This window comes from Citrobacter amalonaticus, from assembly GCF_037053465.1.
Lineage (GTDB): Bacteria > Pseudomonadota > Gammaproteobacteria > Enterobacterales > Enterobacteriaceae > Citrobacter_A > Citrobacter_A amalonaticus_H.
This window is the reverse complement of record NZ_JBALIF010000028.1, coordinates 1-23,646: the sequence shown is the minus strand read 5'-3', so window position 1 is coordinate 23,646 and position 23,646 is coordinate 1. Positions and strand designations below refer to the sequence as shown.

At 53.6% G+C, this 23,646-nt stretch carries 23 protein-coding genes, 1 pseudogene and 1 other annotated feature; of the genes and pseudogenes, 15 read left to right on the top strand and 9 right to left on the bottom strand.

Annotation, left to right across the window (positions count from 1 at the left end; all coding sequences use genetic code 11):
* Positions 1-177: 177 nt before the first annotated feature.
* Positions 178-2,775, bottom strand: a complete 2,598-nt coding sequence (gene topA / locus WB371_RS23005) for a type I DNA topoisomerase (protein WP_336222277.1) — start codon at positions 2,773-2,775, stop codon at positions 178-180.
* 395 nt (positions 2,776-3,170) lie between these two features.
* Between topA and WB371_RS23000 the strand changes: the two genes are divergently transcribed.
* Positions 3,171-3,422, top strand: coding sequence for a YciN family protein (locus WB371_RS23000; RefSeq protein WP_336222276.1), 252 nt, complete (start codon positions 3,171-3,173; stop codon positions 3,420-3,422).
* Positions 3,423-3,472: 50 nt separating this feature from the next.
* On the opposite strand, the gene sohB is transcribed toward WB371_RS23000, so the two are convergent.
* A complete protein-coding gene (sohB, locus tag WB371_RS22995; protein WP_336222275.1) occupies positions 3,473-4,519 on the bottom strand; it encodes a protease SohB in 1,047 nt (348 codons plus the stop codon).
* A 214-nt stretch (positions 4,520-4,733) separates the two neighbouring features.
* Between sohB and WB371_RS22990 the strand changes: the two genes are divergently transcribed.
* Together WB371_RS22990 and cobO are read left to right on the top strand one after the other, a co-directional pair.
* Entirely contained in the window at positions 4,734-5,495 is a 762-nt protein-coding gene (locus tag WB371_RS22990) for a YciK family oxidoreductase (RefSeq protein WP_336222274.1), read from the top strand.
* The gene (gene cobO / locus WB371_RS22985; protein WP_336222273.1) at positions 5,492-6,082 is read left to right on the top strand and encodes a cob(I)yrinic acid a,c-diamide adenosyltransferase; all 591 of its coding nucleotides are present in this window, start codon (positions 5,492-5,494) and stop codon (positions 6,080-6,082) included. The genes WB371_RS22990 and cobO overlap by 4 nt, the downstream gene beginning before the upstream one ends.
* A 40-nt stretch (positions 6,083-6,122) precedes the next feature.
* Here the strand turns inward: cobO and rluB are convergent, their stop codons facing one another.
* From rluB to rnm, 3 genes and pseudogenes are all read right to left on the bottom strand, one after another.
* Positions 6,123-6,995, bottom strand: a complete 873-nt coding sequence (rluB, locus tag WB371_RS22980; RefSeq protein WP_336222272.1) for a 23S rRNA pseudouridine(2605) synthase RluB — start codon at positions 6,993-6,995, stop codon at positions 6,123-6,125.
* Between the two features lie 100 nt (positions 6,996-7,095).
* A complete protein-coding gene (locus WB371_RS22975; RefSeq protein ID WP_061077676.1) occupies positions 7,096-7,716 on the bottom strand; it encodes an L-threonylcarbamoyladenylate synthase in 621 nt (206 codons plus the stop codon).
* Positions 7,713-8,593 (bottom strand): annotated as a pseudogene (rnm, locus tag WB371_RS22970) (RNase RNM). Before rnm ends, WB371_RS22975 begins: the two are co-directional and overlap by 4 nt.
* 138 nt (positions 8,594-8,731) lie before the next feature.
* Here rnm and trpL point away from each other — a divergent pair.
* The 6 genes from trpL to trpA all read left to right on the top strand — a co-directional run bounded on the left by trpL (position 8,732) and on the right by trpA (position 15,401).
* Positions 8,732-8,776, top strand: a complete 45-nt coding sequence (gene trpL / locus WB371_RS22965) for a trp operon leader peptide (protein WP_336222280.1) — start codon at positions 8,732-8,734, stop codon at positions 8,774-8,776.
* Positions 8,753-8,848 (top strand) — a sequence feature (Trp leader region). (Overlaps the previous gene by 24 nt.)
* Positions 8,849-8,871: 23 nt before the next feature.
* Entirely contained in the window at positions 8,872-10,434 is a 1,563-nt protein-coding gene (gene trpE, locus WB371_RS22960; RefSeq protein WP_336222270.1) for an anthranilate synthase component I, read from the top strand.
* Positions 10,434-12,029, top strand: coding sequence for a bifunctional anthranilate synthase glutamate amidotransferase component TrpG/anthranilate phosphoribosyltransferase TrpD (trpD, locus tag WB371_RS22955; RefSeq protein WP_336222269.1), 1,596 nt, complete (start codon positions 10,434-10,436; stop codon positions 12,027-12,029). The genes trpE and trpD overlap by 1 nt, the downstream gene beginning before the upstream one ends.
* Before the next feature lie 3 nt (positions 12,030-12,032).
* Positions 12,033-13,391 (top strand): bifunctional indole-3-glycerol-phosphate synthase TrpC/phosphoribosylanthranilate isomerase TrpF, encoded by a 1,359-nt coding sequence (gene trpCF / locus WB371_RS22950; protein WP_336222279.1) that lies wholly within the window; start codon positions 12,033-12,035, stop codon positions 13,389-13,391.
* Positions 13,392-13,401: 10 nt separating this feature from the next.
* The gene (gene trpB, locus WB371_RS22945; protein WP_336222268.1) at positions 13,402-14,595 is read left to right on the top strand and encodes a tryptophan synthase subunit beta; all 1,194 of its coding nucleotides are present in this window, start codon (positions 13,402-13,404) and stop codon (positions 14,593-14,595) included.
* Positions 14,595-15,401 carry a tryptophan synthase subunit alpha gene (trpA, locus tag WB371_RS22940; RefSeq protein ID WP_336222267.1) on the top strand — a complete coding sequence of 269 codons (807 nt, stop codon included), beginning with the start codon at positions 14,595-14,597 and terminating at the stop codon, positions 15,399-15,401. The genes trpB and trpA overlap by 1 nt, the downstream gene beginning before the upstream one ends.
* Before the next feature lie 39 nt (positions 15,402-15,440).
* On the opposite strand, the gene WB371_RS22935 is transcribed toward trpA, so the two are convergent.
* Together WB371_RS22935 and ompW are read right to left on the bottom strand one after the other, a co-directional pair.
* On the bottom strand, positions 15,441-16,904 hold the full coding sequence (locus WB371_RS22935; protein ID WP_336222266.1) for a GGDEF domain-containing protein: 1,464 nt from the start codon (positions 16,902-16,904) through the stop codon (positions 15,441-15,443).
* 241 nt (positions 16,905-17,145) lie between these two features.
* Positions 17,146-17,799, bottom strand: coding sequence for an outer membrane protein OmpW (gene ompW / locus WB371_RS22930; protein WP_336222265.1), 654 nt, complete (start codon positions 17,797-17,799; stop codon positions 17,146-17,148).
* 359 nt (positions 17,800-18,158) lie between these two features.
* Here ompW and WB371_RS22925 point away from each other — a divergent pair, with 359 nt between their 5' ends.
* The 3 genes from WB371_RS22925 (at position 18,159) to yciA (ending at position 20,029) form a co-directional block, all read left to right on the top strand.
* Positions 18,159-18,902 carry a YciC family protein gene (locus WB371_RS22925; protein ID WP_336222264.1) on the top strand — a complete coding sequence of 248 codons (744 nt, stop codon included), beginning with the start codon at positions 18,159-18,161 and terminating at the stop codon, positions 18,900-18,902.
* Between the two features lie 55 nt (positions 18,903-18,957).
* Positions 18,958-19,497 (top strand): septation protein A, encoded by a 540-nt coding sequence (locus WB371_RS22920; protein WP_336222263.1) that lies wholly within the window; start codon positions 18,958-18,960, stop codon positions 19,495-19,497.
* Between the two features lie 133 nt (positions 19,498-19,630).
* Entirely contained in the window at positions 19,631-20,029 is a 399-nt protein-coding gene (gene yciA / locus WB371_RS22915; RefSeq protein WP_336222262.1) for an acyl-CoA thioester hydrolase YciA, read from the top strand.
* 48 nt (positions 20,030-20,077) lie between these two features.
* Here yciA and tonB read toward each other — a convergent pair whose 3' ends face one another.
* Entirely contained in the window at positions 20,078-20,788 is a 711-nt protein-coding gene (gene tonB / locus WB371_RS22910; RefSeq protein ID WP_336222278.1) for a TonB system transport protein TonB, read from the bottom strand.
* 221 nt (positions 20,789-21,009) lie between these two features.
* Here tonB and WB371_RS22905 point away from each other — a divergent pair, with 221 nt between their 5' ends.
* Entirely contained in the window at positions 21,010-21,306 is a 297-nt protein-coding gene (locus WB371_RS22905) for a YciI family protein (RefSeq protein WP_336222261.1), read from the top strand.
* A gap of 39 nt (positions 21,307-21,345) precedes the next feature.
* Here the strand turns inward: WB371_RS22905 and WB371_RS22900 are convergent, their stop codons facing one another.
* Entirely contained in the window at positions 21,346-21,519 is a 174-nt protein-coding gene (locus WB371_RS22900; RefSeq protein ID WP_336222260.1) for a YciY family protein, read from the bottom strand.
* 141 nt (positions 21,520-21,660) lie between these two features.
* Here WB371_RS22900 and cls point away from each other — a divergent pair, with 141 nt between their 5' ends.
* A complete protein-coding gene (cls, locus tag WB371_RS22895; RefSeq protein ID WP_336222259.1) occupies positions 21,661-23,121 on the top strand; it encodes a cardiolipin synthase in 1,461 nt (486 codons plus the stop codon).
* A 34-nt stretch (positions 23,122-23,155) separates the two neighbouring features.
* On the top strand, positions 23,156-23,485 hold the full coding sequence (locus tag WB371_RS22890) for an HI1450 family dsDNA-mimic protein (RefSeq protein WP_042283511.1): 330 nt from the start codon (positions 23,156-23,158) through the stop codon (positions 23,483-23,485).
* Positions 23,486-23,646 lie beyond the last annotated feature (161 nt).

The window sequence follows — 23,646 nt, the reverse complement described above, 5'->3', positions numbered from 1 at the left end:
CTGCTCATGCTATTTACTCCTTGATTTGCTGGTAACAAACCGAGGCAGTATTTAGCATGGGCATTCTACGGGCAAAGCCCCACATGAACGATCACCACCTCCATAGGAGGTGGTTTAAGATTGATAACAAAAAGGGTCGCTTTCGCGACCCTTTTCACAGCGGAGTATCTGAGGCGGTTACTTCTTGCCTTCGACCCATTTGCCATCGACAAAGAAAGCAGACCAGCCGGTCGCTTTTCCGTCTTTTTCCGCCGCAACATACTGCTGTTTCGTCTTACGGCTAAAACGCACCAGCGTTTTATTACCCTCCGGATCCTGCTGCGGCGCATCGGCCAGATAACGCAGTTTTTCCGGGAGACGATCGCGGAAACGATACAACTCTTCCACCAGCGGCGCCCGCGTTTCACGGGATTTCGGGAAGGTGTTAGCGGCGAGGAAAACTCCGGCAGCGCCATCACGCAACACGAAATACGCATCCGATTTTTCACACGGCAACTCGGGAAGTGGAACCGGATCTTCTTTCGGCGGCGCGACGTCGCCGTTACGCAGAATTTTACGGGTGTTTTTACATTCGTCGTTGGTGCATGCCATGTATTTCCCGAAACGCCCCATTTTCAGGTGCATCTCAGAACCACACTTCTCGCATTCAACGATCGGACCGTCATATCCTTTGATGCGGAATTCACCCTCTTCAATCTCGTAGCCGTCACAGGTCGGATTGTTACCACAGACATGCAGCTTACGCTTCGGATCGATCAGGTAGCTGTCCATCGCCGTACCGCACTTCTGGCAACGACGTTTCGCACGCAGTGCGTTGGTTTCCGCGTCATCACCTTCCAGTACGTTCAGAACTTCGTTTTCCGGCACCAGGTTAATGGTGGTCTTGCAGCGCTCTTTGGGCGACAGCGCATAACCTGAGCAGCCGAGGAATACCCCCGTACTGGCGGTGCGAATCCCCATTTTACGGCCACACGTTGGGCAGTCGATGCTGGTCAATACCATCTGGTTTGGCCGCATCCCGCCCTCTTCCGGATCTTTCTCCGCTTTATCCAGTTGTTGGGTAAAATCGCTGAAGAAGTTATCGAGAACGCCTTTCCATTCGGCTTCGTGATTTGCAACCTGATCGAGGCTGTTTTCCATTTGCGCGGTGAAATCGTAGTTCATCAGCTCGCGGAAATTCTCTTCCAGACGGTCGGTAACAATCTCGCCCATCTTTTCCGCGTAGAAACGACGGTTTTCCACACGCACATAACCCCTGTCCTGAATGGTCGAAATGATCGACGCATAGGTCGAGGGACGACCAATGCCGCGTTTTTCCAGCTCTTTCACCAGCGACGCTTCACTGAAGCGGGCCGGTGGTTTGGTGAAGTGCTGCGCCGGTGTCAGTTCAACCAGAGACAGCACATCGCCTTTATTCACAGCAGGCAGCGTGCGGTCTTCATCGCCTTTACGCAGCGCCGGCATGACTTTCGTCCAGCCGTCGAAACGCAGAATACGACCACGCGCTTTCAGACGGAAATCGCCCGCGCCTACGGTCAGCGTGGTGGAATCGTACTGTGCAGGCGTCATCTGACAGGCAACGAACTGGCGCCAGATCAGCTGATACAACTTCTGCGCGTCCGCTTCCATATCCTTCAGCGATTCAGCCAGTACCGACACATCGGAGGGACGGATCGCTTCATGCGCTTCCTGAGAGTTCTCTTTGCTGGCGTACTGATTCGGACTTTCTGGCAAGTATTTCTTGCCGAAATTGTCGCCAATGTAGCCACGCACCATGTTCACCGCATCCTGACTCAGGTTGGTGGAGTCGGTACGCATATAGGTGATGTAGCCCGCTTCATACAGACGCTGCGCCATCATCATGGTTTTCTTCACGCCAAAGCCCAGACGCGTACTTGCCGCCTGTTGCAGAGTGGACGTGATAAACGGCGCGCCCGGCTTGCTACTGGTCGGTTTGTCTTCACGCTCCAGCACGCTGTAACGCGCTTTCTCCAGCAGACTCACCGCGGCCTGGGTTTGCTCGCGATTGACCGGGCGGAACGGTTTGTCGTTCTGGTGAGTAACCTGCAAAGGCAGCGCATCACCGGAAGGCGTGGTGGTATTGGCGTCAACTTCCCAGAACTCTTCCGGTACAAACGCTTTAATTTCGCGTTCACGTTCAACGACCAGACGCACCGCCACAGACTGCACACGACCAGCTGACAGACCACGGGCAATTTTTTTCCAGAGCAGCGGAGAAACCATGTAACCCACCACGCGGTCCATAAAGCGACGCGCCTGTTGAGCATTAACCCTGTCGATATTCAGTTCGCCTGGTTTTTCAAATGCCTGACGAATCGCATTTTTGGTAATTTCGTTAAACACCACGCGGCTGTAACGCGTGTCATCGCCACCAATCACTTCCCGCAGGTGCCATGCAATGGCTTCCCCTTCGCGGTCAAGGTCGGTTGCGAGATAGATGTGGTCGGCTTTTTCAGCCAGTTGTTTCAGTTCAGAGACGACCTTCTCTTTACCGGGCAGCACTTCATAGTGCGCATCCCAGTTATGCCACGGGTCAACCCCCATACGGTTGACGAGCGCGCCACGTTCATCCTTTTTGGGCTTTTTAGCCGTTTTGGTGGAGGTAGAGTCGGCGCTCTTTTTAACTGCTGAGCCACTGGTCGGCAAATCACGGATATGCCCTACGCTGGACTTAACCACGTAGTCGCTACCCAGATACTTGTTGATCGTTTTGGCTTTTGCCGGGGACTCAACGATGACAAGAGCTTTACCCATATTCACCTTTACCTAATTTGATTCTTCCAGGAATGCGTCGCACGTTGATTCACCTTCCACTGGCGACGAGACACGGATATGGTCCCTGCGTCTGCGGATATCAACCCCTTGTACTGACTCTGTGCAATAAATAGTCAGGTGACTGAGTTAACAGGTTTTTTCACACAGAAGCGCTATAGCACGACGGAAATTCGGTCGAATGTCAAGCAAATCTGTTGCCAGATTGACGAAAGCGTCACACTGTACCTGATAAAATTCGTTACGCAACTTTATTAGCATGCAAAACCAAATCCCGCCAGTAACCAAAGGTTGACATCGCCCCGCGCACTCTCAGGGAATATTTGCCCAAAACCGCCGCACAGCGTAGACTAATGTCCTTGTTTAAGGAGTAAAAAATGCACAAAGAGACACAACCTATCGATCGCGAAACGCTGTTGATTGAAGCCAACAAAATCATTCGTGAGCATGAAGATACGCTGGCGGGAATTGTCGCCACGGGTGTGACTCAGCGAAATGGCGTGTTGATCTTCAGTGGGGATTACTTTTTAGACGAGCAAGGTTTACCGACGCCAAAGAGCACAGCCGTGTTCAATATGTTTAAACATCTGGCACATGTACTTTCTGAAAAGTATCACCTGGTTGATTAAAGCAAAACGCGAGGCCCTGGACCTCGCGTTTTTTGTTGACGTTTCTGCTGTTACAGGAGCGGTTTTTGTCCCCGCTGCCACCAGCGCAGTAACAGACGATCGGCGCTTTCTGCCGCGCTGCCCGTAAAGCGATCCATCAGTTTTTTACGCTGTAAGTAGCGTACGTTCATAACGTCGTGCCCTTCCATCAGAGACAGAATCACCTCGTCACTGGTATTAACTTCATCAATGAGTCCTTTCTCCAGCGCCTGCTGCCCGTACCAGTGTTCACCGGTAGCGACCTGCTCGATATCCAGCGTCGGACGCATGCGATGAACGAAATCTTTAAACAGATGATGCGTTTCGTTCAAATCTTCACGAAATTTCTGCCGCCCTTCTTCGGTATTCTCGCCCAGCAGCGTCAGCGTACGCTTATACTGCCCGGCAGTGTGCAGTTCGATATCAATATCCTTTCCTTTCAGGAAACGGTTAAAGTTCGGGATCTGCGCGACCACGCCAATGGAGCCAATAATCGCAAAGGGCGCCGAGACAATTTTATCCGCCACGCAGGCCATCATATAGCCTCCGCTGGCGGCAACTTTATCCACCGTAACGGTAAGCGGGATGTGCTTATCACGTAAGCGCTGGAGCTGAGAGGCGGCAAGGCCGTAGCCGTGAACAACCCCTCCCGGGCTTTCCAGACGCACCACCACCTGATCCTGTGGCTTTACTACCGCCAGTACAGCCGTCACTTCTTCGCGTAACGCGCTGACTTCATGGGCGTCCATGCTGCCTTTAAAATCCAGCACCCAGACGCGCGGCTTTTCTTCGCCACCGCTTTCCCCTTGCTTCGCTTTCGCTTTTGCCGCTTTCGCCTCCAGCTTATGCTTTTTCTTTTGCGCCTTGTGCCAGAGTTTCTGTTGATGGGCATCCAGCATTGCCACCGCCAGTTCCTCTTTCATCTCTTTATAGTGTTCGCTGAGGTTGGTGACCCGCAGCTCACCGCGCTGGCGCTTACGCTGAGCAACATTCACGATAATGATGGCAATCACCGCGATAGCCAGCACAACGGTCACGATTTTCGCCAGAAACAACCCATATTCAGACAATAATTCCACGCGTCCCACCTTGGTTAAACAACTGAATCTCGGCTCAGTGTACATCAGGCACCATGCGCCGTCTCGCTGGATGTGCGGGGGCAGGAAAGTATGACAAAGTGTTCATTTTAGGCCGTTATCGCCCTTGGCTGATTGAAATATGGCGGGGTTTCAGGCATAAACCCGACACCCCAACGAGAAGCAGAGCGACCCGTCATGTCGCCGAGGAGTGACCGTGCATTATCAACCGAAGCAGGATCTTTTGCAGGATCGCATCATTCTTGTGACCGGCGCCAGTGATGGCATCGGTCGTGAAGCCGCCCTGACCTACGCGCGCTACGGCGCCACTGTTATTTTACTGGGGCGTAACGAAGAAAAATTACGCCATGTTGCCGGGCTGATTTCAAAAGAGACTGGCCGCCAGCCTCAGTGGTTTACACTCGATTTGTTAACCTGCACTGCCGAAACATGCCAGCAACTCGCTCAACGCCTCGACGGACAATATCCGCGTCTGGACGGCGTCTTGCATAATGCAGGATTGCTGGGGGAGATCTGCCCGATGAGCGAACAGAACCCGCAGGTCTGGCAGCAGGTGATGCAGGTCAACGTCAACGCGACGTTTATGCTCACCCAGGCGTTACTTCCTTTATTACTTAAGTCAGATTGCGGGTCGTTAGTCTTTACCTCATCAAGCGTAGGCCGGGAGGGACGCGCAAACTGGGGCGCCTATGCTGCGTCTAAATTTGCCACCGAAGGCATGATGCAGGTGCTGGCGGATGAATATCAGAATCGCCCGCTGCGCGTGAACTGTATCAACCCAGGCGGTACACGTACCGGCATGCGCGCCAACGCATTTCCAACGGAAGATCCGCAAAAACTCAAAACCCCCGCCGATATTATGCCGCTGTATCTGTGGCTGATGGGCGATGACAGCCGCCGTAAAACCGGCATGACCTTCGATGCCCAACCGGGCCGCAAACCAGGAATCGCCCAATGAGCGAAGAACGTTATCAGCAGCGCCAACAGCGCGTGAAGGACCGGGTTGACGCCCGTGTCGCCCAGGCTCAGGACGAGCGCGGTATCGTGATTGTCTTCACCGGCAACGGTAAAGGGAAAACCACTGCCGCCTTTGGCACCGCAACGCGGGCAGTGGGTCACGGTAAAAAGGTCGGCGTGGTGCAGTTTATCAAAGGCACATGGCCCAACGGCGAACGCAATCTGCTTGAACCGCATGGGGTTGAGTTTCAGGTGATGGCTACCGGCTTTACCTGGGAGACGCAAAACCGCGAAGCCGACACCGCAGCCTGTCTGGCAGTCTGGGAGCACGGCAAACGCATGCTTACCGATCCGCAGTTGGATATGGTGGTGCTGGACGAGCTGACCTATATGGTGGCGTATGACTATCTGCCGCTTGAAGAGGTGATAACCGCGCTGAACAGCCGACCGTCTCACCAGACGGTGATCATTACCGGTCGCGGCTGCCATCGGGACATTCTCGAGCTGGCCGATACGGTCAGTGAGCTACGCCCGGTTAAACATGCCTTTGAAGCAGGCGTTAAAGCCCAGATGGGTATCGACTATTAAAAAAGGCCCCGAGGGGCCTTTTATATTTCAGTATGCAGAGTTAACCGTTATTACGCCCGCCAGTACGACGACCGCCGCTCATCTGGCTGTGACGCTTAACCGCTCGACGGATCTGGTTCGCCTTCATGCGACGGCGGTCTTTTTCCACCGCCACTTTGGAGGTGGTTTCCGGCTCCAGCTCCACCAGCTCACGCAGGTAGTTGGTCTGAGCAAGATCCAGTTCCGTCCAGCCACCACGCGGCAGACCTTTTGGCAGTGGAATATCACCATAACGCACACGGATCAATCGGCTCACCTGCACGCCAACGGCTTCCCACAAACGACGCACTTCACGGTTGCGCCCTTCCGTCAGCGTCACGTTGTACCACTGGTTAATCCCTTCACCGCCGCTGAACTTGATGGTTTTAAACGCCGCCGGGCCATCTTCCAGTTGTACGCCACGGCTCAGGTCGCGCAGCTTCGCATCATCCACCTGACCAAACACGCGTACCGCGTATTCACGTTCAACTTCACGGCTCGGGTGCATCAGGCGGTTAGCCAGTTCACCATCGGTTGTAAACAGCAACAGACCACAAGTATTCACGTCCAGACGCCCTACGGCAATCCAGCGCGCGCCGCGCAGTTTCGGTAGGCGATCGAACACAGTCGGGCGACCTTCCGGGTCGTTACGCGTACACAATTCACCTTCCGGCTTGTAATAAGCCAGAACGCGGCAAATTTGTTCCGCTGACTCTTTCACTGAAATCAGGTGACCGTCGATACGAATTTTCAGACCAGGGGTGACTTCAACGCGATCGCCAAGCGTGGCAATTTTACCGTCTACGCTGACGCGACCTGCTGCAATAATGGATTCAATTTCACGGCGAGAACCGTGGCCAGCACGCGCCAGCACTTTCTGTAACTTTTCGCTCATAGAGCTTCCTTCAGTGTCGCCTTCACAGGCGTCGAACAGGAGAATCAATGGCGCTGGTACAGCGCCATTTTAAGGCCGCACAGTATACAGAGTTACGCCCTTATAAGAAAGGTTTAACGTCGCCAACGCCCTCGCGCAGGACAACCGGCGAATCATCGGTTAAATCAATGACCGTTGTCGGCTGCTGGCCCAGATAGCCGCCGTGGATAATCAGATCCACCTGCTTTTCCAGACGATCTTTAATCTCTTCCGGATCGGATTCGGTAAACTCACTGCCCGGCAGCATCAGCGACGTGGACAGCATCGGTTCGCCAAGCGCCTGCAGCAGTTCAAGCGCAATCGGGTTTGACGGCACGCGAAGACCGATGGTTTTACGTTTTTCCTGTAATAAACGACGTGGCACCTCTTTGGTTCCCTTCAGAATGAAGGTGTAGTTGCCCGGCGTGTTGTTTTTGATCAGGCGAAAGGCCACGTTATCGACAAACGAGTAGGTCGATAATTCTGACAAATCACGACACATCAGGGTGAAGTTATGTCCGTCCGGCAACTGGCGAATACGGCAAATACGCTCCATCGCGCCTTTGTCTTCAATTTTACAACCGAGCGCATAGCCGGAGTCGGTTGGATACACAATCACCCCGCCCTTACGCACAATCTCAACCGCCTGGTTGATCAGACGCTGTTGCGGGTTGTCAGGATGAATATAAAAAAACTGGCTCATACTTCCCTCACTGTGGTGTTTGCGGCTGTTCCCATGTCTGCCAGACGCCTTCAACGCCTGCGGGCAGCCAGAGCTTGCGGCCCAACTCAATCCACGGACAAGGCTGATGAAAATCAGATCCTTGCGATGCCCAAAGCTGATGCTGCCGGGCAAGCGTAGCCAGTTGCGTGCGCTCATTGGGAGACTGCTGGCACTGTGCGACTTCCATCGCATCACCGCGATGCTGCGCAAAATAAGCCACCAGTCTTTTCAGCCACTTAGCACTAAGATCGTACCGCCCAGGATGAGCCAGTACAGCCTTACCGCCAGAATGATGAATGACATCAATAGCTTGTTCTATTGTACACCACTGCGGCGGAACGTATCCTGTTTTCCCGCGCGCAAGATACTTTTTGAATACATCCGCCATACAGTTCGCTTTGCCGCATTCCACCAGATAGCGGGCGAAGTGGCCCCGGGTTACCGCACCGCCATCGGCCAGTCGCAGCGCCCCTTCCCAGGCGCCAGCAATATGTGCTTTCTCCAGGCGTTCAGCGATAAGCCGGGCCCGCTGCTGGCGGCGCTCTGTTTGTTGCGTCAAAAATGCACACATTTCGGGATGTTCAATATCGATATTCAGCCCCACGATATGGATCTCGTGGTTCTCCCACACCGTAGAGATCTCCACGCCGGGAATCAAGTTCAGCGGCAATCCTGAACGTGAAATTTCTTCTCTTGCCGCCGCAATCGCGGCTGTGGTGTCATGGTCGGTAATCGCCAGAGTGCCTACACGCATCTCTACTGCCCGCTGGACCAACGCTTCAGGCGTCAATCGCCCATCGGACGCCGTTGTGTGACTGTGCAGATCGTATATCACTGCGTAATTCGTGTCGCTCAAGGCGAACTCCCGTCTCTTAGAATTTGTCTTTCCCGCGCATCATAACGGTTTCGGCAAATTTACTGAAATCAGGTGTTGACAATAATCTCTCGAACTAGTTAACTAGTACGCAAGTTCACAAGCAAAATGGGTATCGACATGAAAGCAACATTCTCTCTGCACGGTTGGTGGCGCACTTCCTGATTTCGGGCAGTGTATTGCGCGCGTTAACCGCATCCAGATACCCCAGCCCGCCTATCCAGCGGGCTTTTTTTTGAACAAAATTAATGAGAATAACCATGCAGACATCAAAACCAACACTCGAACTCCTTACCTGCGATGCCGCTTATCGCAAAAACCCGACGGAGTTATTCCATCAGGTTTGCGGTGACCGTCCGGCAACGCTGCTGCTGGAATCCGCCGATATCGACAGTAAAGACGATCTCAAAAGCCTGCTGCTGGTTGACAGCGCACTGCGGATCACCGCTCTCGGTGACACTGTCACGATTCAGGCGTTAACCGACAATGGCGCAGCGTTGCTGACACTGCTGGATGCCGCCCTGCCCACTGGCGTGGAGAATGAACATCAGCCCTCTGGCCGAGTACTGCGCTTCCCGGCCGTCAGCCCGTTATTAGATGAAGATGCGCGTCTGTGCTCATTGTCAGTATTTGATGCTTTCCGCCTGTTGCAGGAACTGGTCAACGTCCCGGCCCAGGAGCGCGAAGCAATGTTCTTCGGCGGTCTATTTGCCTACGATCTGGTTGCCGGTTTCGAGGATTTACCCCAGCTTGAAGCAGGTAACCGCTGCCCGGACTACTGCTTCTATCTGGCGGAAACCCTGATGGTTATCGACCACCAGAAGAAAAGCACCCGCATTCAGGCCAGCCTGTTTAGCGACAATGACGCCGAGAAACAACGTCTCACCGCACGTCTGGCACAGCTCAGCCAGCAATTAACCGAACCTGCGCCGCCGCTGCCGGTAGTGTCCGTGCCGCAGATGCGTTGCGAATGCAACCAGAGTGATGAAGAGTTTGGCGCAGTTGTCCGCACGATGCAGAAAGCGATTCGTGCCGGAGAAATCTTCCAGGTCGTGCCTTCACGTCGATTCTCACTACCCTGCCCGTCGCCGCTGGCCGCCTATTATGTGCTGAAGAAAAGCAATCCCAGCCCGTACATGTTCTTTATGCAGGACAACGATTTCACCCTGTTCGGCGCTTCGCCGGAAAGCTCACTGAAATACGATGCCACCAGCCGCCAGATTGAAATCTACCCGATTGCCGGAACGCGCCCACGCGGTCGCCGCGCTGACGGTTCGCTGGATCGCGATCTCGACAGCCGCATTGAGCTGGAGATGCGTACCGATCATAAAGAGCTTTCCGAACACCTGATGCTGGTAGACCTGGCGCGTAACGATCTTGCCCGCATCTGTACGCCAGGCAGTCGCTATGTAGCTGACCTGACCAAAGTCGACCGCTATTCATATGTGATGCATCTGGTCTCCCGCGTGGTCGGTGAACTGCGTAGCGACCTTGACGTGCTGCACGCCTACCGCGCCTGCATGAACATGGGCACCCTGAGCGGCGCGCCAAAAGTACGTGCGATGCAACTGATTGCCGAAGCGGAAGGCCGTCGCCGGGGCAGCTATGGAGGCGCGGTCGGTTATTTCACCGCCCATGGTGACCTCGATACCTGTATTGTCATTCGTTCCGCGCTGGTTGAAGACGGTATTGCCACCGTTCAGGCAGGCGCCGGAATTGTGCTGGATTCTGTACCCCAGTCAGAAGCCGATGAAACCCGTAATAAAGCGCGCGCGGTGTTGCGTGCCATTGCCACCGCGCACCACGCACAGGAGACGTTCTGATGGCTGATATTCTGCTGCTCGATAACATCGACTCATTTACGTATAACCTGGCAGATCAGCTGCGTACGCACGGTCACAACGTGGTGATTTACCGTAACCATATTCCGGCCCAGACGCTGATTGAGCGTCTGGCGACCATGAAAAACCCGGTGCTGATGCTTTCCCCCGGTCCCGGTGCCCCAAGTGAAGCGGGCTGTATGCCAGAACTGCTGACGCGTCTGCGCGGTAAACTGCCGATCATCGGCATCTGCCTGGGTCATCAGGCCATTGTTGAGGCTTATGGTGGTTACGTCGGCCAGGCGGGTGAAATCCTTCACGGTAAAGCGTCCAGCATTGAACATGATGGCCAGGCGATGTTTGCCGGTCTGCCAAATCCTCTGCCGGTCGCGCGCTATCACTCGCTGGTAGGCAGCAATGTTCCTGCCGGGCTGACCATTAACGCCCACTTTAACGGTATGGTGATGGCGGTGCGTCACGACACGGACCGTGTGTGTGGTTTGCAGTTCCACCCGGAATCGATTCTCACCACCCATGGCGCGCGTTTGCTGGAACAAACGCTGGCCTGGGCGCAGCAAAAGCTGGAGCCGGCAAACACTCTGCAACCGATTCTGGAAAAGTTGTATCAGGCGCAAACCATGACGCAGCAGGAAAGCCATCAGCTCTTCACTGCCGTAGTGCGCGGCGAGCTGAAGCCTGAACAGCTTGCTGCCGCGCTGGTCAGCATGAAGATCCGCGGTGAACACCCGAATGAAATTGCCGGTGCGGCAACGGCGCTGCTGGAAAATGCCGCCCCGTTCCCCCGCCCTGATTATCTGTTTGCCGATATCGTCGGCACCGGCGGCGACGGCAGCAACAGCATCAATATTTCCACCGCCAGCGCGTTTGTCGCCGCGGCATGTGGTCTGAAAGTCGCCAAACACGGTAACCGCAGCGTTTCCAGTAAATCCGGCTCGTCAGATCTGCTGGCTGCCTTCGGCATTAACCTGGATATGAATGCCGATAAGTCTCGCCAGGCGCTGGACGATCTGGGCGTCTGCTTCCTGTTTGCACCGAAGTATCACACCGGGTTCCGCCATGCGATGCCGGTCCGCCAGCAACTGAAGACACGCACGCTGTTTAACGTGCTGGGGCCATTGATTAACCCGGCGCACCCACCGCTGGCGCTGATTGGCGTCTACAGCCCGGAACTGGTGCTGCCGATTGCCGAAACGCTGCGCGTGCTGGGTTACCAGCGGGCAGCGGTGGTACACAGTGGCGGTATGGATGAAGTGTCGTTGCATGCCCCCACCATCGTGGCGGAACTGCATGATGGCGAAATCAAAAGCTATCAACTGACAGCAGAAGATTTCGGGCTGACGCCTTACCATCAGGAGCAACTGGCTGGCGGCACGCCGGAAGAAAACCGTGACATTCTGACACGCTTATTACAAGGTAAAGGTGACGCCGCCCACGAGGCTGCCGTTGCCGCGAACGTCGCGATGTTGATGCGACTGCATGGTGAAGAAGATCTCAAGGCTAATGCGCAAACCGTTCTTGAGGTGTTGCGCAGTGGTTCCGCTTATGACCGAGTCACCGCACTGGCGGCAAGAGGGTAAATGATGCAAACCGTTTTAGCGAAAATCGTCGCAGACAAGGCGATTTGGGTAGAAACCCGGAAACAACAACAGCCGTTGGCCAGTTTTCAGAACGACATCCAGCCGAGCTCGCGTCACTTTTATGACGCCTTACAGGGCGCGCGTACGGCCTTTATTCTGGAGTGTAAGAAAGCGTCGCCCTCCAAAGGGGTGATCCGTGATGATTTCGACCCGGCGCGTATTGCCGGCGTCTATAAACAGTACGCGTCGGCGATTTCCGTCCTGACGGACGAAAAATATTTTCAGGGCAGTTTCGATTTCCTGCCGGTTGTCAGTCGCATCGCGCCGCAGCCAATTCTGTGTAAGGATTTCATTATTGACCCTTATCAGATCTATCTTGCGCGCCATTATCAGGCAGATGCCTGCCTGCTGATGCTGTCCGTTCTCGACGACGAACAGTATCGCCAGCTTTCTGCGGTTGCGCACAGTCTGAAGATGGGTGTGCTGACGGAAGTCAGTAATGAAGAAGAGCTGGAGCGCGCCATTGCGCTCGGTGCGAAAGTCGTCGGGATTAATAACCGCGACCTGCGCGACCTGTCGATTGATTTGAACCGAACCCGCCAGTTGGCGCCAAAACTCGGCCAGGGGGTGACGGTGATTAGCGAGTCAGGAATTAACACTTACGCGCAGGTGCGTGAACTCAGCCATTTTGCCAATGGTTTTCTGATTGGCTCCGCCCTGATGGCGCATGACGACCTCAACGCCGCGGTGCGCCGTGTGCTGCTTGGGGAAAATAAAGTCTGTGGCCTGACGCGCCCGGAAGACGCCAAAGCCGCCAGCGAATCCGGCGCCATTTACGGTGGCCTGATTTTTGTTCCCGGCTCTCCACGCTGTGTCAGCATTGAGCAGGCCCGCGAGGTGCAGTCCGCCGCACCGTTGCAGTACGTTGGCGTATTTCGTAATACCAATATCGCCGAGGTTTGCGAAATCGCGACGCAGCTTTCACTGAAAGCCGTGCAGTTACACGGTCACGAAGACCAGGCGTACGTCGATGCTTTGCGCGCCGCGCTACCTGAGCAGATTCAGATCTGGAAAGCGCTGAGCGTTGGCGATACGCTCCCGGCCCGCGATTATCAGCACGTTGATAAATACGTGTTTGATAACGGCCAGGGCGGCAGCGGACAGCGTTTTGACTGGTCGTTATTGCAGGGACAGACGCTGGATAACGTTCTGCTGGCAGGTGGATTAGGCGCAGACAACTGCGTGGAAGCGGCAAAAACCGGCTGTGCCGGTCTCGATTTTAACTCTGGTGTAGAGTCACAGCCGGGCATCAAAGATGCACGCCTTCTGGCCTCGGTATTTCAGACACTGCGCGCCTATTAAGGAAAAGGACATGACAACATTACTCAATCCCTATTTTGGTGAATTCGGCGGCATGTATGTGCCACAGATTTTAATGCCCGCACTGCGCCAGCTTGAAGAAGCGTTTGTCAGTGCGCAAAAAGACCCGGAGTTTCAGGCTCAGTTTACCGATCTGCTGAAGAACTATGCGGGTCGCCCGACGGCGCTGACGAAGTGTCAGAATATTACGGCCGGAACCCGTACCACGCTGTACCTCAAGCGTGAGGATTTACTGCACGGCGGCGCGCATAAAACAAACCAGGTATTAGGTCAGGCGCTGTTAGCAAAACGCATGGGCAAAACCGAAATCATTGCGGAAACCGGCGCAGGCCAGCATGGTGTGGCTTCCGCACTCGCCAGCGCCCTTCTCGGCCTGAAATGCCGCATCTATATGGGTGCGAAAGATGTCGAACGCCAGTCGCCAAACGTCTTCCGTATGCGTCTGATGGGGGCCGAGGTGATTCCTGTTCACAGCGGTTCGGCGACGCTGAAAGATGCGTGTAACGAGGCGCTGCGTGACTGGTCTGGCAGCTATGAAACCGCACACTATATGCTCGGCACGGCGGCTGGCCCCCACCCGTTCCCGACCATCGTGCGTGAATTCCAGCGCATGATTGGCGAAGAAACCAAAGCGCAGATTCTGGAAAAAGAAGGTCGCTTGCCGGATGCGGTGATCGCCTGTGTGGGCGGCGGTTCCAACGCCATCGGGATGTTTGCTGATTTCATTAACGAAAACAGCGTCGGATTGATTGGTGTGGAGCCGGGCGGTCACGGCATTGAATCCGGTGAGCATGGCGCACCATTAAAACATGGTCGCGTCGGGATCTATTTCGGCATGAAAGCCCCAATGATGCAGACCGATGAGGGGCAGATTGAGGAGTCTTACTCTGTCTCTGCGGGTCTGGATTTCCCGTCAGTGGGCCCGCAGCACGCCTATCTGAACAGTATCGGCCGCGCCGACTATGTTTCAATCACCGACGATGAAGCCCTGGAAGCCTTTAAGACGCTCTGTTTGCATGAAGGCATTATCCCGGCGCTGGAGTCGTCACACGCCCTGGCCCACGCGCTGAAAATGATGCGTGAGAACCCGGAGAAAGAGCAACTGCTGGTGGTTAACCTCTCCGGGCGCGGCGACAAAGACATCTTCACGGTACACGATATTCTGAAAGCGCGAGGGGAAATCTGATGGAACGCTATGAAAGCCTGTTTGCACAACTGAATGACCGCAAGGAAGGTGCTTTTGTCCCCTTCGTCACGCTCGGTGACCCTGGCGTTGAGCAGTCGTTAAAAATCATCGACACGCTGATTGAGGCGGGTGCTGATGCCCTGGAACTGGGGATCCCGTTCTCGGACCCGCTCGCGGATGGCCCGACCATTCAGAGCGCTACGTTGCGTGCATTCGCTGCCGGTGTCACACCAACCCAGTGTTTTGAGATGCTGGCGACCATTCGCCAGAAGCATCCGACCATTCCTGTCGGTCTGTTGATGTACGCCAACCTGGTGTTCAGTAAGGGCATTGACGCGTTTTATGCGCAGTGTGAAAAGGTCGGTGTCGATTCCGTGCTGGTCGCTGACGTGCCGGTTGAAGAGTCAGCACCTTTTCGCCAGGCTGCGCTACGTCACAACGTTGCGCCGATCTTTATCTGTCCGCCGAATGCCGATGACGAGCTACTGCGCCAGATTGCCTCTTACGGCCGGGGTTACACCTACCTGCTGTCACGGGCGGGCGTTACGGGCGCGGAAAACCGCGCCGCGCTGCCGCTGCATCACCTGGTGGAGAAACTGAAAGAGTACAACGCGGCGCCGTCGTTGCAGGGCTTTGGCATTTCGGCGCCGGATCAGGTTTCCGCCGCCATTGATGCCGGTGCAGCGGGAGCAATTTCCGGTTCCGCCATCGTCAAAATCATTGAAAAGAATGTCGACAAACCTGAGCAGATGCTGGCTGAACTGAAGGCGTTTGTGAGCGGAATGAAAGCCGCCACCCGTCGCTAACCTCCCCTGACCGCCAGGCGCGTTCTGGCGGTCTTCTCCTCAGGCCTGTTTCATTTTGTACATCGCGGCATCGGCCACCTGAATGGCGTCATCAATCACGCCGCTCACCTCGGCAACGCCCCAGGAAATAGACAGCGGCACCAGGCTGTCCTGCACCATAAACTGATAGTCATCGATTTGACTGGCAATACGTTCAGCAATAGCGATTGCATCAGGGGTTTTCGCGCGATAGAGCACAATCACAAATTCGTCGCCACCGGTTCGAATCACCAGATCGTGGCTGGTACGGGTATTTGACAGCATCCGGTTGGCGATAATTTGTAAGGCCCTGTCACCAGCCACGTGCCCCCAGGTATCGTTGATCGCTTTGAATTTATTGCAATCGACCAGCACAACCGCACAACTCGACAGATCCCGACGCTTGATGATATCGAGGATCTTGCGGTTAAAGCAGCCCGTCAGAGAGTCGATATAAATTTTCAAATCGCTCTCATTAAGCCAGGTCTTTAGCCCCATGGTGATAATGATAAAGAAGAACGGCGCTAACAGAATCAATAGCCCCGCCTGCGTATCGTGCATCGCAAAACGACTGAGCGAAATGTTGTAGTGCATCACGTACTTTTCAGAAAGCACTTTGAAGGCAATTTCCGGACGACTCTCACAATCCCCCGTCAGACACATCGACTGCTGATTCAGGGTATTCACCAGCGCCACGTTCAGTCCCTGAGGCACCTGGAGATCAAACGCATTTCTTAACGCCTCCTGGAGTTCCGGTTTCGCGTGGTCGTAAACCAGATAGCCGACGATATGGTTGGCGATCACATTGTCAGACAGGTCGTAAATATAGCTAACGACGCTGAACGCTTTATCACCAGTGATTTTATCGTCATAGAAATCGGTCGAACTTAGCGCTTTGGTTTTGACATTCTTCTCCAGCAGGCGGGTGTAAAAATCGACAGGCGGTAAAAAAAAGCCCGAAATATCCCGCGCCATCTCAGAGGTTCGATAATCAAAGGGCTTCGCATCTGCAGGGGTAAACCAGTAAAAATAGCTCGCATCATGGGCAATGATGTAACGATGGGCATCAAAATTGCCCGGATTTAGCGCATTTACCCTGCCGCGAATAAACTCCGCGGCCGCAAACATACACAAGGCATCAAGTGTCGGCTGGCGAGCCACCATCGCCCCTGACGCCGAATGAATGCGCTTGCTGTCAGCATTAATGCCGACAGCATCTTCACCGCGTGGAGTAAACAGTGATGCCGGACCACACTGACCCGCGGTTTTAATCTGTCGAAAACGCACCCCGGTGGCGTCCGCAATCAGCTCATTATCATTAAAGATATCCAGCATTCGCGCTTGCAGGCGACTCATGCCCTCATTCACCGCAGCCATCCTCTGTTCGTAAATGATAAACAAGAACAGTGAGGTAAAAAGCAGTGTAATCAGCGCTGAAATAATAAGTGCCTGTCTGTTTCTTAATCTGTCCTGCACAATTTTCACTGAGGCACCCTGAACATCAACACTCTGTTAACACTACGTTATTCGATTTCGCTGGCACAGTACAGGTCAGAACCGTTAATCATCCCCTCCCTTTAGTTCAGGATGACCTCACAACAAGCACAGGGGCACATCAGGAAAGGCAACATTCTTCGCGCCGCAGGTCGCCCGGACGCCATTTGCCGAATTGCGCACATAAAAAAAGCGGGCCACCTGCTGCCCGCTTTTTTCCGCTGAACCGTTATCAGAAACGGTAGCCCGCCGAGAACATAAATACCCACGGATCGAGACGGATGTTGTCGTTGTAACGACCTTCCGGCAACACTGCGCCGTTGGATTTGTATTTTGCTTCGGTATCGATATCCATGTACCACACTGACATGTTGATCAGCCAGTCACGGTTGATGAGGTAGTCAAGTCCCACTTGACCTGCCAGACCCCATGAGTCTTTCAGACTGAGATCGGACAACCCGGCATCTTGACCGTTATCGTTAAATTTCGTGTCGAAGAAGGTTGTGTAGTTCACACCAGCACCAACATACGGACGAAGTTTGCTGCTGGAATCACCAAAATACCACTGCGCCATCAGGGTTGGCGGCAGATGATGAACGGTCGCGATATCACCGGTCGCTTGAGTACCCACTTTATGGCGGAATGGCGTTGCCGCCAGCAGTTCCACACCAATGTTATCGGTCGCCATATAGGTGAAAGTCAGGCCCAACTGGGTGTTGTTGCTGACATTAAAGCCGCCCAGATGGCCTAAAGTACCGTCAGCCCCTTCAGTAGGCCTTACTGTAGCCGAACCTGCACGAATAAAGAACTCACCAGCTTCATGCGCATAAACGCTGCCAGAGAGAAGTGTGCTTACTGCCAATGCCGCCACTGTTAATTTTTTCATATCCGCTCCATCGTTATGGTTATAAGTGCGGCACGAATATACCTACATTGGAGTAATAAGTGATCCAACATAGATCACATTTGACGGCGTAATTTAACATTTATTGATCCAGATTAAGTTAGAAGTAGCATCCAGAATCCTGGTTATTCTCGTTTAGATCAATTTTGCATTATTCCCGTAATGAAAGTATTTTCTTAAATTTGCTGACCATGAACTGAGCGGTGCTGTGGATTTGTTGTTCAGATTACTCAGACTTTACAAAGATATGCTTTTCCATACACCCCATGATGCTGCCACTGCGCAGATATCCAGGGTACAATTGCTCGTTTATCAACACCTGCAAAACTCAAGGAGAGTGCATGTCTATCACGGCGAAGTCCGTATACCGTGACACCGGGAATTTTTTCCGTAATCAATTTTTAACCATCCTGTTGATATCGCTACTATGCGCATTTATCACGTTGGTTATCGGGCATGCCTTCTCACCCAGCGATGCGCAGATTGCACAGTTGAGTGAAGGGGATCATCTCACGGGGAGTGCGGGCCTGTTCGAACTGGTGCAGAACATGACGCCAGAGCAGCAGCAAATTCTGCTGCGGGCTTCTGCTGCATCAACATTCTCAGGCCTGATTGGCAACGCCGTATTAGCAGGTGGCGTGCTGTTAATGATTCAACTGATTTCAGCAGGCCACCGTGTCAGCGCGCTACGCGCGATTGGGGCAAGCGCACCGGTGTTACCGAAACTGTTTTTCCTGATTTTTCTGACCACGCTGCTGGTACAAATCGGGATTATGCTGGTCGTGGTTCCCGGCATTCTGATGGCTATCCTGCTGGCCCTCGCGCCGGTCATGCTGGTTCAGGATAAAATGGGCGTATTTACCGCCATGCGCAACAGTATGCGTCTGACGTGGTCTAATATGCGACTGGTCGCCCCGGCGGTCATCGGATGGCTCCTGGCAAAAACGCTGCTGTTGCTGTTTGCCTCCAGCTTTGCCGCATTCGACCCAAACATCGGCGCGATTATCGCAAATACGTTGAGCAATCTGATCTCTGCCGTATTGCTCATTTACCTGTTCCGTCTGTATATGTTGATTCGCCAATAACCCTGTATGCGTCGCCTGTTAACAGCCCTGACGCTCTTAATTACGGAATCGAAGAATGAAGCAGTTTCTTGATTTTTTACCGTTGGTTGTCTTCTTTGTGTTTTACAAAGTGTATGACATCTATGCGGCTACCTCAGCGCTCATTGTCGCAACGGCTATCGTGCTCATCTACAGTTGGGTTCGCTATCGCAAAGTTGAGAAAATGGCGCTGATCACCTTTGTTCTGGTCGTCGTGTTTGGTGGTCTGACGATCTTCTTCCATAACGATGAGTTTATTAAATGGAAGGTCACGGTGATTTATGGCCTGTTCGCCGCTGCATTGCTGTTCAGTCAGTGGGTGATGAAAAAGCCGCTGATTCAACGCATGCTCGGTAAAGAGCTGACGCTGCCCCAGCAGGTGTGGTCGAAGCTCAACCTCGCGTGGGCTGTGTTCTTTATTTTGTGTGGGCTTGCCAATATCTACATCGCATTCTGGCTGCCTCAGAATATCTGGGTGAACTTTAAAGTGTTCGGCCTGACGGCGCTGACGCTCATCTTCACCCTGCTCAGTGGTGTCTATATTTATCGCCACCTCCCGCAAGAAGATAAGTCATAACGGCGCCTGAAAATGGTGTAACACTGATTCATTTCCTTTTTCAACGCCCGCCCTGCGGGCGTTCTCCTCTGTTCTCCGTGCAAAAATCATAGTAGCATCGCGCCTGACATTTTTTCCTATAGTCGGTTTTACAATGACAACAACAACGAACGTTCCCCAGGGTGAACTGGTTTTACGCACACTGGCCATGCCTGCCGATACCAATGCTAACGGCGATATTTTTGGCGGCTGGCTTATGTCACAGATGGATATTGGCGGCGCTATTCAGGCCAAAGAGATTGCTCATGGTCGCGTGGTGACCGTGCGCGTGGAAGGAATGAGTTTTTTACGCCCGGTCGCGGTCGGCGACGTGGTGTGCTGTTATGCCCGCTGCGTAAAACGCGGAACCACGTCCATCAGTATCAATATTGAAGTCTGGGTCAAAAAAGTGGCGTCGGAGCCTATTGGTCAGCGTTACAAGGCGACGGAAGCACTGTTTATTTATGTTGCAGTCGATCCTGACGGCAAACCTCGCCCGCTTCCGGCGCAATAAACACAAAAAAACCTCCGTTGCGGAGGTTTTTCTTTTAGCGCGCCACGATCACTCGATTTGCGTTGTGCCGTTCAGACGGAAGACAATGTTCACCACCAGTCCTGAACCCGGTTTACCGGCTTCATAGCGCCATCTGCGCATCGCGTTCTTCACTTCGCGCTCAAACATATTGGCGGGTTGAGCTGACACGATCTGCACATTATCAACGCGACCGTCTGAGGTGACATCAAACTTCACTTTTACCCGCCCTTCAATCCGTAATGCCTGAGCACGCGCCGGATACTGAGGCTGATTACGCGTCAGCGCGCGCGGACCTGCCGGCACGCTCACCGCCGGTTTACTGGTCGCCGGTGCCGAACTGGCTGCCGGGCGCGCAGGTGCCGTATTCTCAAATGGCGACGCCTGACGCGGCTCTGCTGGTTTAACGTCGCGCTTCGGCTGTTCCTGAACTTTTTTCACTGGCTTTGGTTTCGGCTTGGGCTTAGGTTTCGGTTTTTCTATCACGACCGGCGCTTCTTTTGGTGGCTCAGGAATGGGTTCCGGTTCAGGTTCGACCACCGGCTCAGGCGGAGGCTGAACCGCCTGGGGGGGCTCCAGATCGGCTGGAGAGACCATCGTGACAGAAATAGGCTGCGCAGGGGCAGGCAGTTCAATAACCTGATGTACCGAGGTATACAAAAGTCCCGCCACCAGAGCACCATGAATGCCAACAGAGAGTAACGTCGGCCAGGGAAAGCGACGAGGGTGATCAAGGGTCATTGAAGTCATAATCGTTTCAGTTGAAAAACCAGGCCTCGATTTTAAATGCAAATAGCAATCATATTCAACAACCCATCGCCATAAGCCCCCTTTTTATCGCAAAATTTCCCTGTCATCTGTACGGGCTTAACAAGGCTGTTATCTTTGCGTTGCAGTTAAGAGTCCTTTCAAATAACGTATTTAACGACTGACTTTAACCGATTGATTAAGGAGCCCTACCCGTGCTTTATGTCATCTACGCGCAAGATAACGAGAACTCACTTGAAAAGCGTCTTTCCGTCCGTCCGGCTCATCTGGCGCGGCTACAGTTACTTCATGATGAAGGGCGGCTCCTGACAGCAGGTCCAATGCCTGCAGTAGATAGTAACGATCCGGGTGTGGCGGGATTTACCGGTTCAACGGTTATTGCTGAATTTGAATCACTGGAAGCGGCGAAATCCTGGGCAGAAGCGGATCCGTATGTCGCCGCCGGGGTTTATGCGCAAGTGTCGGTGAAACCGTTTAAGAAGACATTCTGAAAGACGTGTTCATGGGCACCATTTCGGTGCCCTTTTCATTCAGAGGCTATGGATCGCAAACAGCAGCGAATTGCGCTGATGATTCAGGATACATTTTCTGATTGAGTGGATTCGCATATTGCGACGCGACTGCCCTTCAAGCCAACGCGCTTTCCGGCGACTCGCCTGACGCAGCATACGCCAGCGCCCCACTTCCGTTCTACTCCGCTTCATGTTACCTACTCTTACAGTGCAAGAGTCGGCATTATACCCCTCACCGACAGGCAAACCAGCGCTTTTGCGGTGTTTTTATTTGCCAGATTAATCCTGATGCGTAAACTCATAACAATACGCTTTCAAAAGGATTTCTAATCTATGACAACCTTCTACACGGTGGTGAGTTGGCTGGTCATTCTGGGCTACTGGGTGCTCATTGCCGGTGTAACATTACGTATATTAATGAAACGGCGGGCGGTTCCTTCCGCGATGGCCTGGCTGTTGATTATTTATATTCTGCCGCTGGTCGGCATCATTGCTTACTTATCCTTTGGTGAACTCCATTTAGGTAAACGCCGTGCTGAACGTGCGCGCGCCATGTGGCCCTCTACGGCGAAATGGCTGAACGATCTCAAAGCCTGCAAACATATCTTTGCCGAAGAGAACAGCAGCGTCGCCTCTTCGTTGTTCAAACTGTGCGAGCGCCGCCAGGGCATTGCCGGTGTGAAAGGCAATCAGCTCCAGCTCCTGACAGATTCGGATGATGTGATGCAGGCGCTGATCCGCGATATCCAACTGGCGCGACATAACATCGAGATGGTGTTTTACATCTGGCAACCAGGAGGAATGGCCGATCAGGTGGCAGAATCGCTGATGGCCGCTGCACGTCGCGGCATTCACTGTCGGCTCATGCTTGACTCCGCAGGCAGCGTCGCCTTCTTTCGCAGCCCCTGGGCGGCGATGATGCGCAATGCGGGTATTGAAGTGGTCGAAGCGCTGAAGGTCAACCTGTTCCGTGTGTTCCTGCGCCGTATGGACCTGCGCCAGCACCGAAAAATGGTAATGATCGATAATTACATCGCTTATACCGGTAGCATGAACATGGTTGACCCGCGCTTTTTCAAACAGGATGCGGGGGTGGGTCAGTGGGTTGATTTAATGGCAAGGATGGAAGGCCCTGTCGCCACCGCTATGGGGATTGTCTATTCCTGCGACTGGGAGATTGAAACAGGTAAACGGATCCTGCCGCCGCCACCGGATGCGAATATCATGCCGTTTGAGGAAGCCAGCGGACACACGATCCATACCATCGCGTCCGGCCCTGGCTTTCCGGAAGATCTGATTCATCAGGCGCTGCTGACGGCCGCCTACTCTGCGCGCGAATATCTGATTATGACGACGCCGTATTTTGTGCCGAGCGACGATTTGTTGCACGCGATCTGTACGGCGGCGCAGCGCGGTGTGGATGTCAGCATTATTCTGCCACGTAAAAATGACTCCCTGCTGGTCGGCTGGGCAAGCCGCGCCTTCTTCACAGAACTGCTGGCCGCAGGCGTGAAAATTTACCAGTTTGAAGGCGGTTTGCTACATACCAAGAGCGTACTGGTTGATGGCGAACTCAGCCTCGTTGGTACCGTGAACCTCGATATGCGCAGCCTGTGGCTTAATTTCGAAATTACGCTGGTGATTGATGACGTTGGTTTCGGTGGCGATCTGGCGGCGGTTCAGGACGATTACATCTCCCGCTCACGTCTGCTCGACGTGCGCTTGTGGGTAAAACGACCACTCTGGCAGCGAATCACTGAGCGACTGTTTTACTTCTTCAGTCCGTTGCTGTAAAACGTGCCCAAGAGACGGTAAACAGGTAGTCATTATGGATATGGATTTGAACAATCGCCTGACTGAAGATGAAACGCTTGAACAGGCATACGATATTTTTCTCGAACTGGCGGCCGATAACCTCGACCCGGCAGATATCATTCTGTTCAATTTGCAGTTTGAAGAACGCGGTGGCGCAGAGTTATTTGACCCTTCTGAAGACTGGCAGGAACATGTTGACTACGACCTGAACCCAGACTTTTTCGCTGAAGTGGTGATTGGTCTGGCGGATAGCGAAGACGGTGAAATTAACGATATCTTCGCCCGTGTGTTGTTGTGCCGGGAAAAAGATCACAAGCTGTGCCATATCCTCTGGCGCGAGTAATAAAAACGAATGGGCCGCAATCGCGGCCCTTTTCATTATCAATCTTAAACCACCTCCTATGGAGGTGGTGATCGTTCATGTGGGGCTTTGCCCGTAGAATGCCCATGCTAAATACTGCCTCGGTTTGTTACCAGCAAATCAAGGAGTAAATAGCATGAGCA

What these genes read in the sequence shown, in the direction of transcription:
- cls (WP_336222259.1), top strand. Translation starts at nt 21,661, where the DNA reads ATGACAACCTTCTACACGGTGGTGAGTTGGCTGGTCATTCTGGGCTAC.
- cobO (WP_336222273.1), top strand. Translation starts at nt 5,492, where the DNA reads ATGAGCGAAGAACGTTATCAGCAGCGCCAACAGCGCGTGAAGGACCGG.
- WB371_RS22925 (WP_336222264.1), top strand. Translation starts at nt 18,159, where the DNA reads ATGTCTATCACGGCGAAGTCCGTATACCGTGACACCGGGAATTTTTTC.
- trpB (WP_336222268.1), top strand. Translation starts at nt 13,402, where the DNA reads ATGACAACATTACTCAATCCCTATTTTGGTGAATTCGGCGGCATGTAT.
- topA (WP_336222277.1), bottom strand. Translation starts at nt 2,775, where the DNA reads ATGGGTAAAGCTCTTGTCATCGTTGAGTCCCCGGCAAAAGCCAAAACG.
- WB371_RS22920 (WP_336222263.1), top strand. Translation starts at nt 18,958, where the DNA reads ATGAAGCAGTTTCTTGATTTTTTACCGTTGGTTGTCTTCTTTGTGTTT.
- trpCF (WP_336222279.1), top strand. Translation starts at nt 12,033, where the DNA reads ATGCAAACCGTTTTAGCGAAAATCGTCGCAGACAAGGCGATTTGGGTA.
- WB371_RS23000 (WP_336222276.1), top strand. Translation starts at nt 3,171, where the DNA reads ATGCACAAAGAGACACAACCTATCGATCGCGAAACGCTGTTGATTGAA.
- ompW (WP_336222265.1), bottom strand. Translation starts at nt 17,799, where the DNA reads ATGAAAAAATTAACAGTGGCGGCATTGGCAGTAAGCACACTTCTCTCT.
- yciA (WP_336222262.1), top strand. Translation starts at nt 19,631, where the DNA reads ATGACAACAACAACGAACGTTCCCCAGGGTGAACTGGTTTTACGCACA.
- WB371_RS22900 (WP_336222260.1), bottom strand. Translation starts at nt 21,519, where the DNA reads ATGAAGCGGAGTAGAACGGAAGTGGGGCGCTGGCGTATGCTGCGTCAG.
- trpE (WP_336222270.1), top strand. Translation starts at nt 8,872, where the DNA reads ATGCAGACATCAAAACCAACACTCGAACTCCTTACCTGCGATGCCGCT.
- rluB (WP_336222272.1), bottom strand. Translation starts at nt 6,995, where the DNA reads ATGAGCGAAAAGTTACAGAAAGTGCTGGCGCGTGCTGGCCACGGTTCT.
- WB371_RS22975 (WP_061077676.1), bottom strand. Translation starts at nt 7,716, where the DNA reads ATGAGCCAGTTTTTTTATATTCATCCTGACAACCCGCAACAGCGTCTG.
- tonB (WP_336222278.1), bottom strand. Translation starts at nt 20,788, where the DNA reads ATGACCCTTGATCACCCTCGTCGCTTTCCCTGGCCGACGTTACTCTCT.
- trpD (WP_336222269.1), top strand. Translation starts at nt 10,434, where the DNA reads ATGGCTGATATTCTGCTGCTCGATAACATCGACTCATTTACGTATAAC.
- WB371_RS22890 (WP_042283511.1), top strand. Translation starts at nt 23,156, where the DNA reads ATGGATATGGATTTGAACAATCGCCTGACTGAAGATGAAACGCTTGAA.
- trpA (WP_336222267.1), top strand. Translation starts at nt 14,595, where the DNA reads ATGGAACGCTATGAAAGCCTGTTTGCACAACTGAATGACCGCAAGGAA.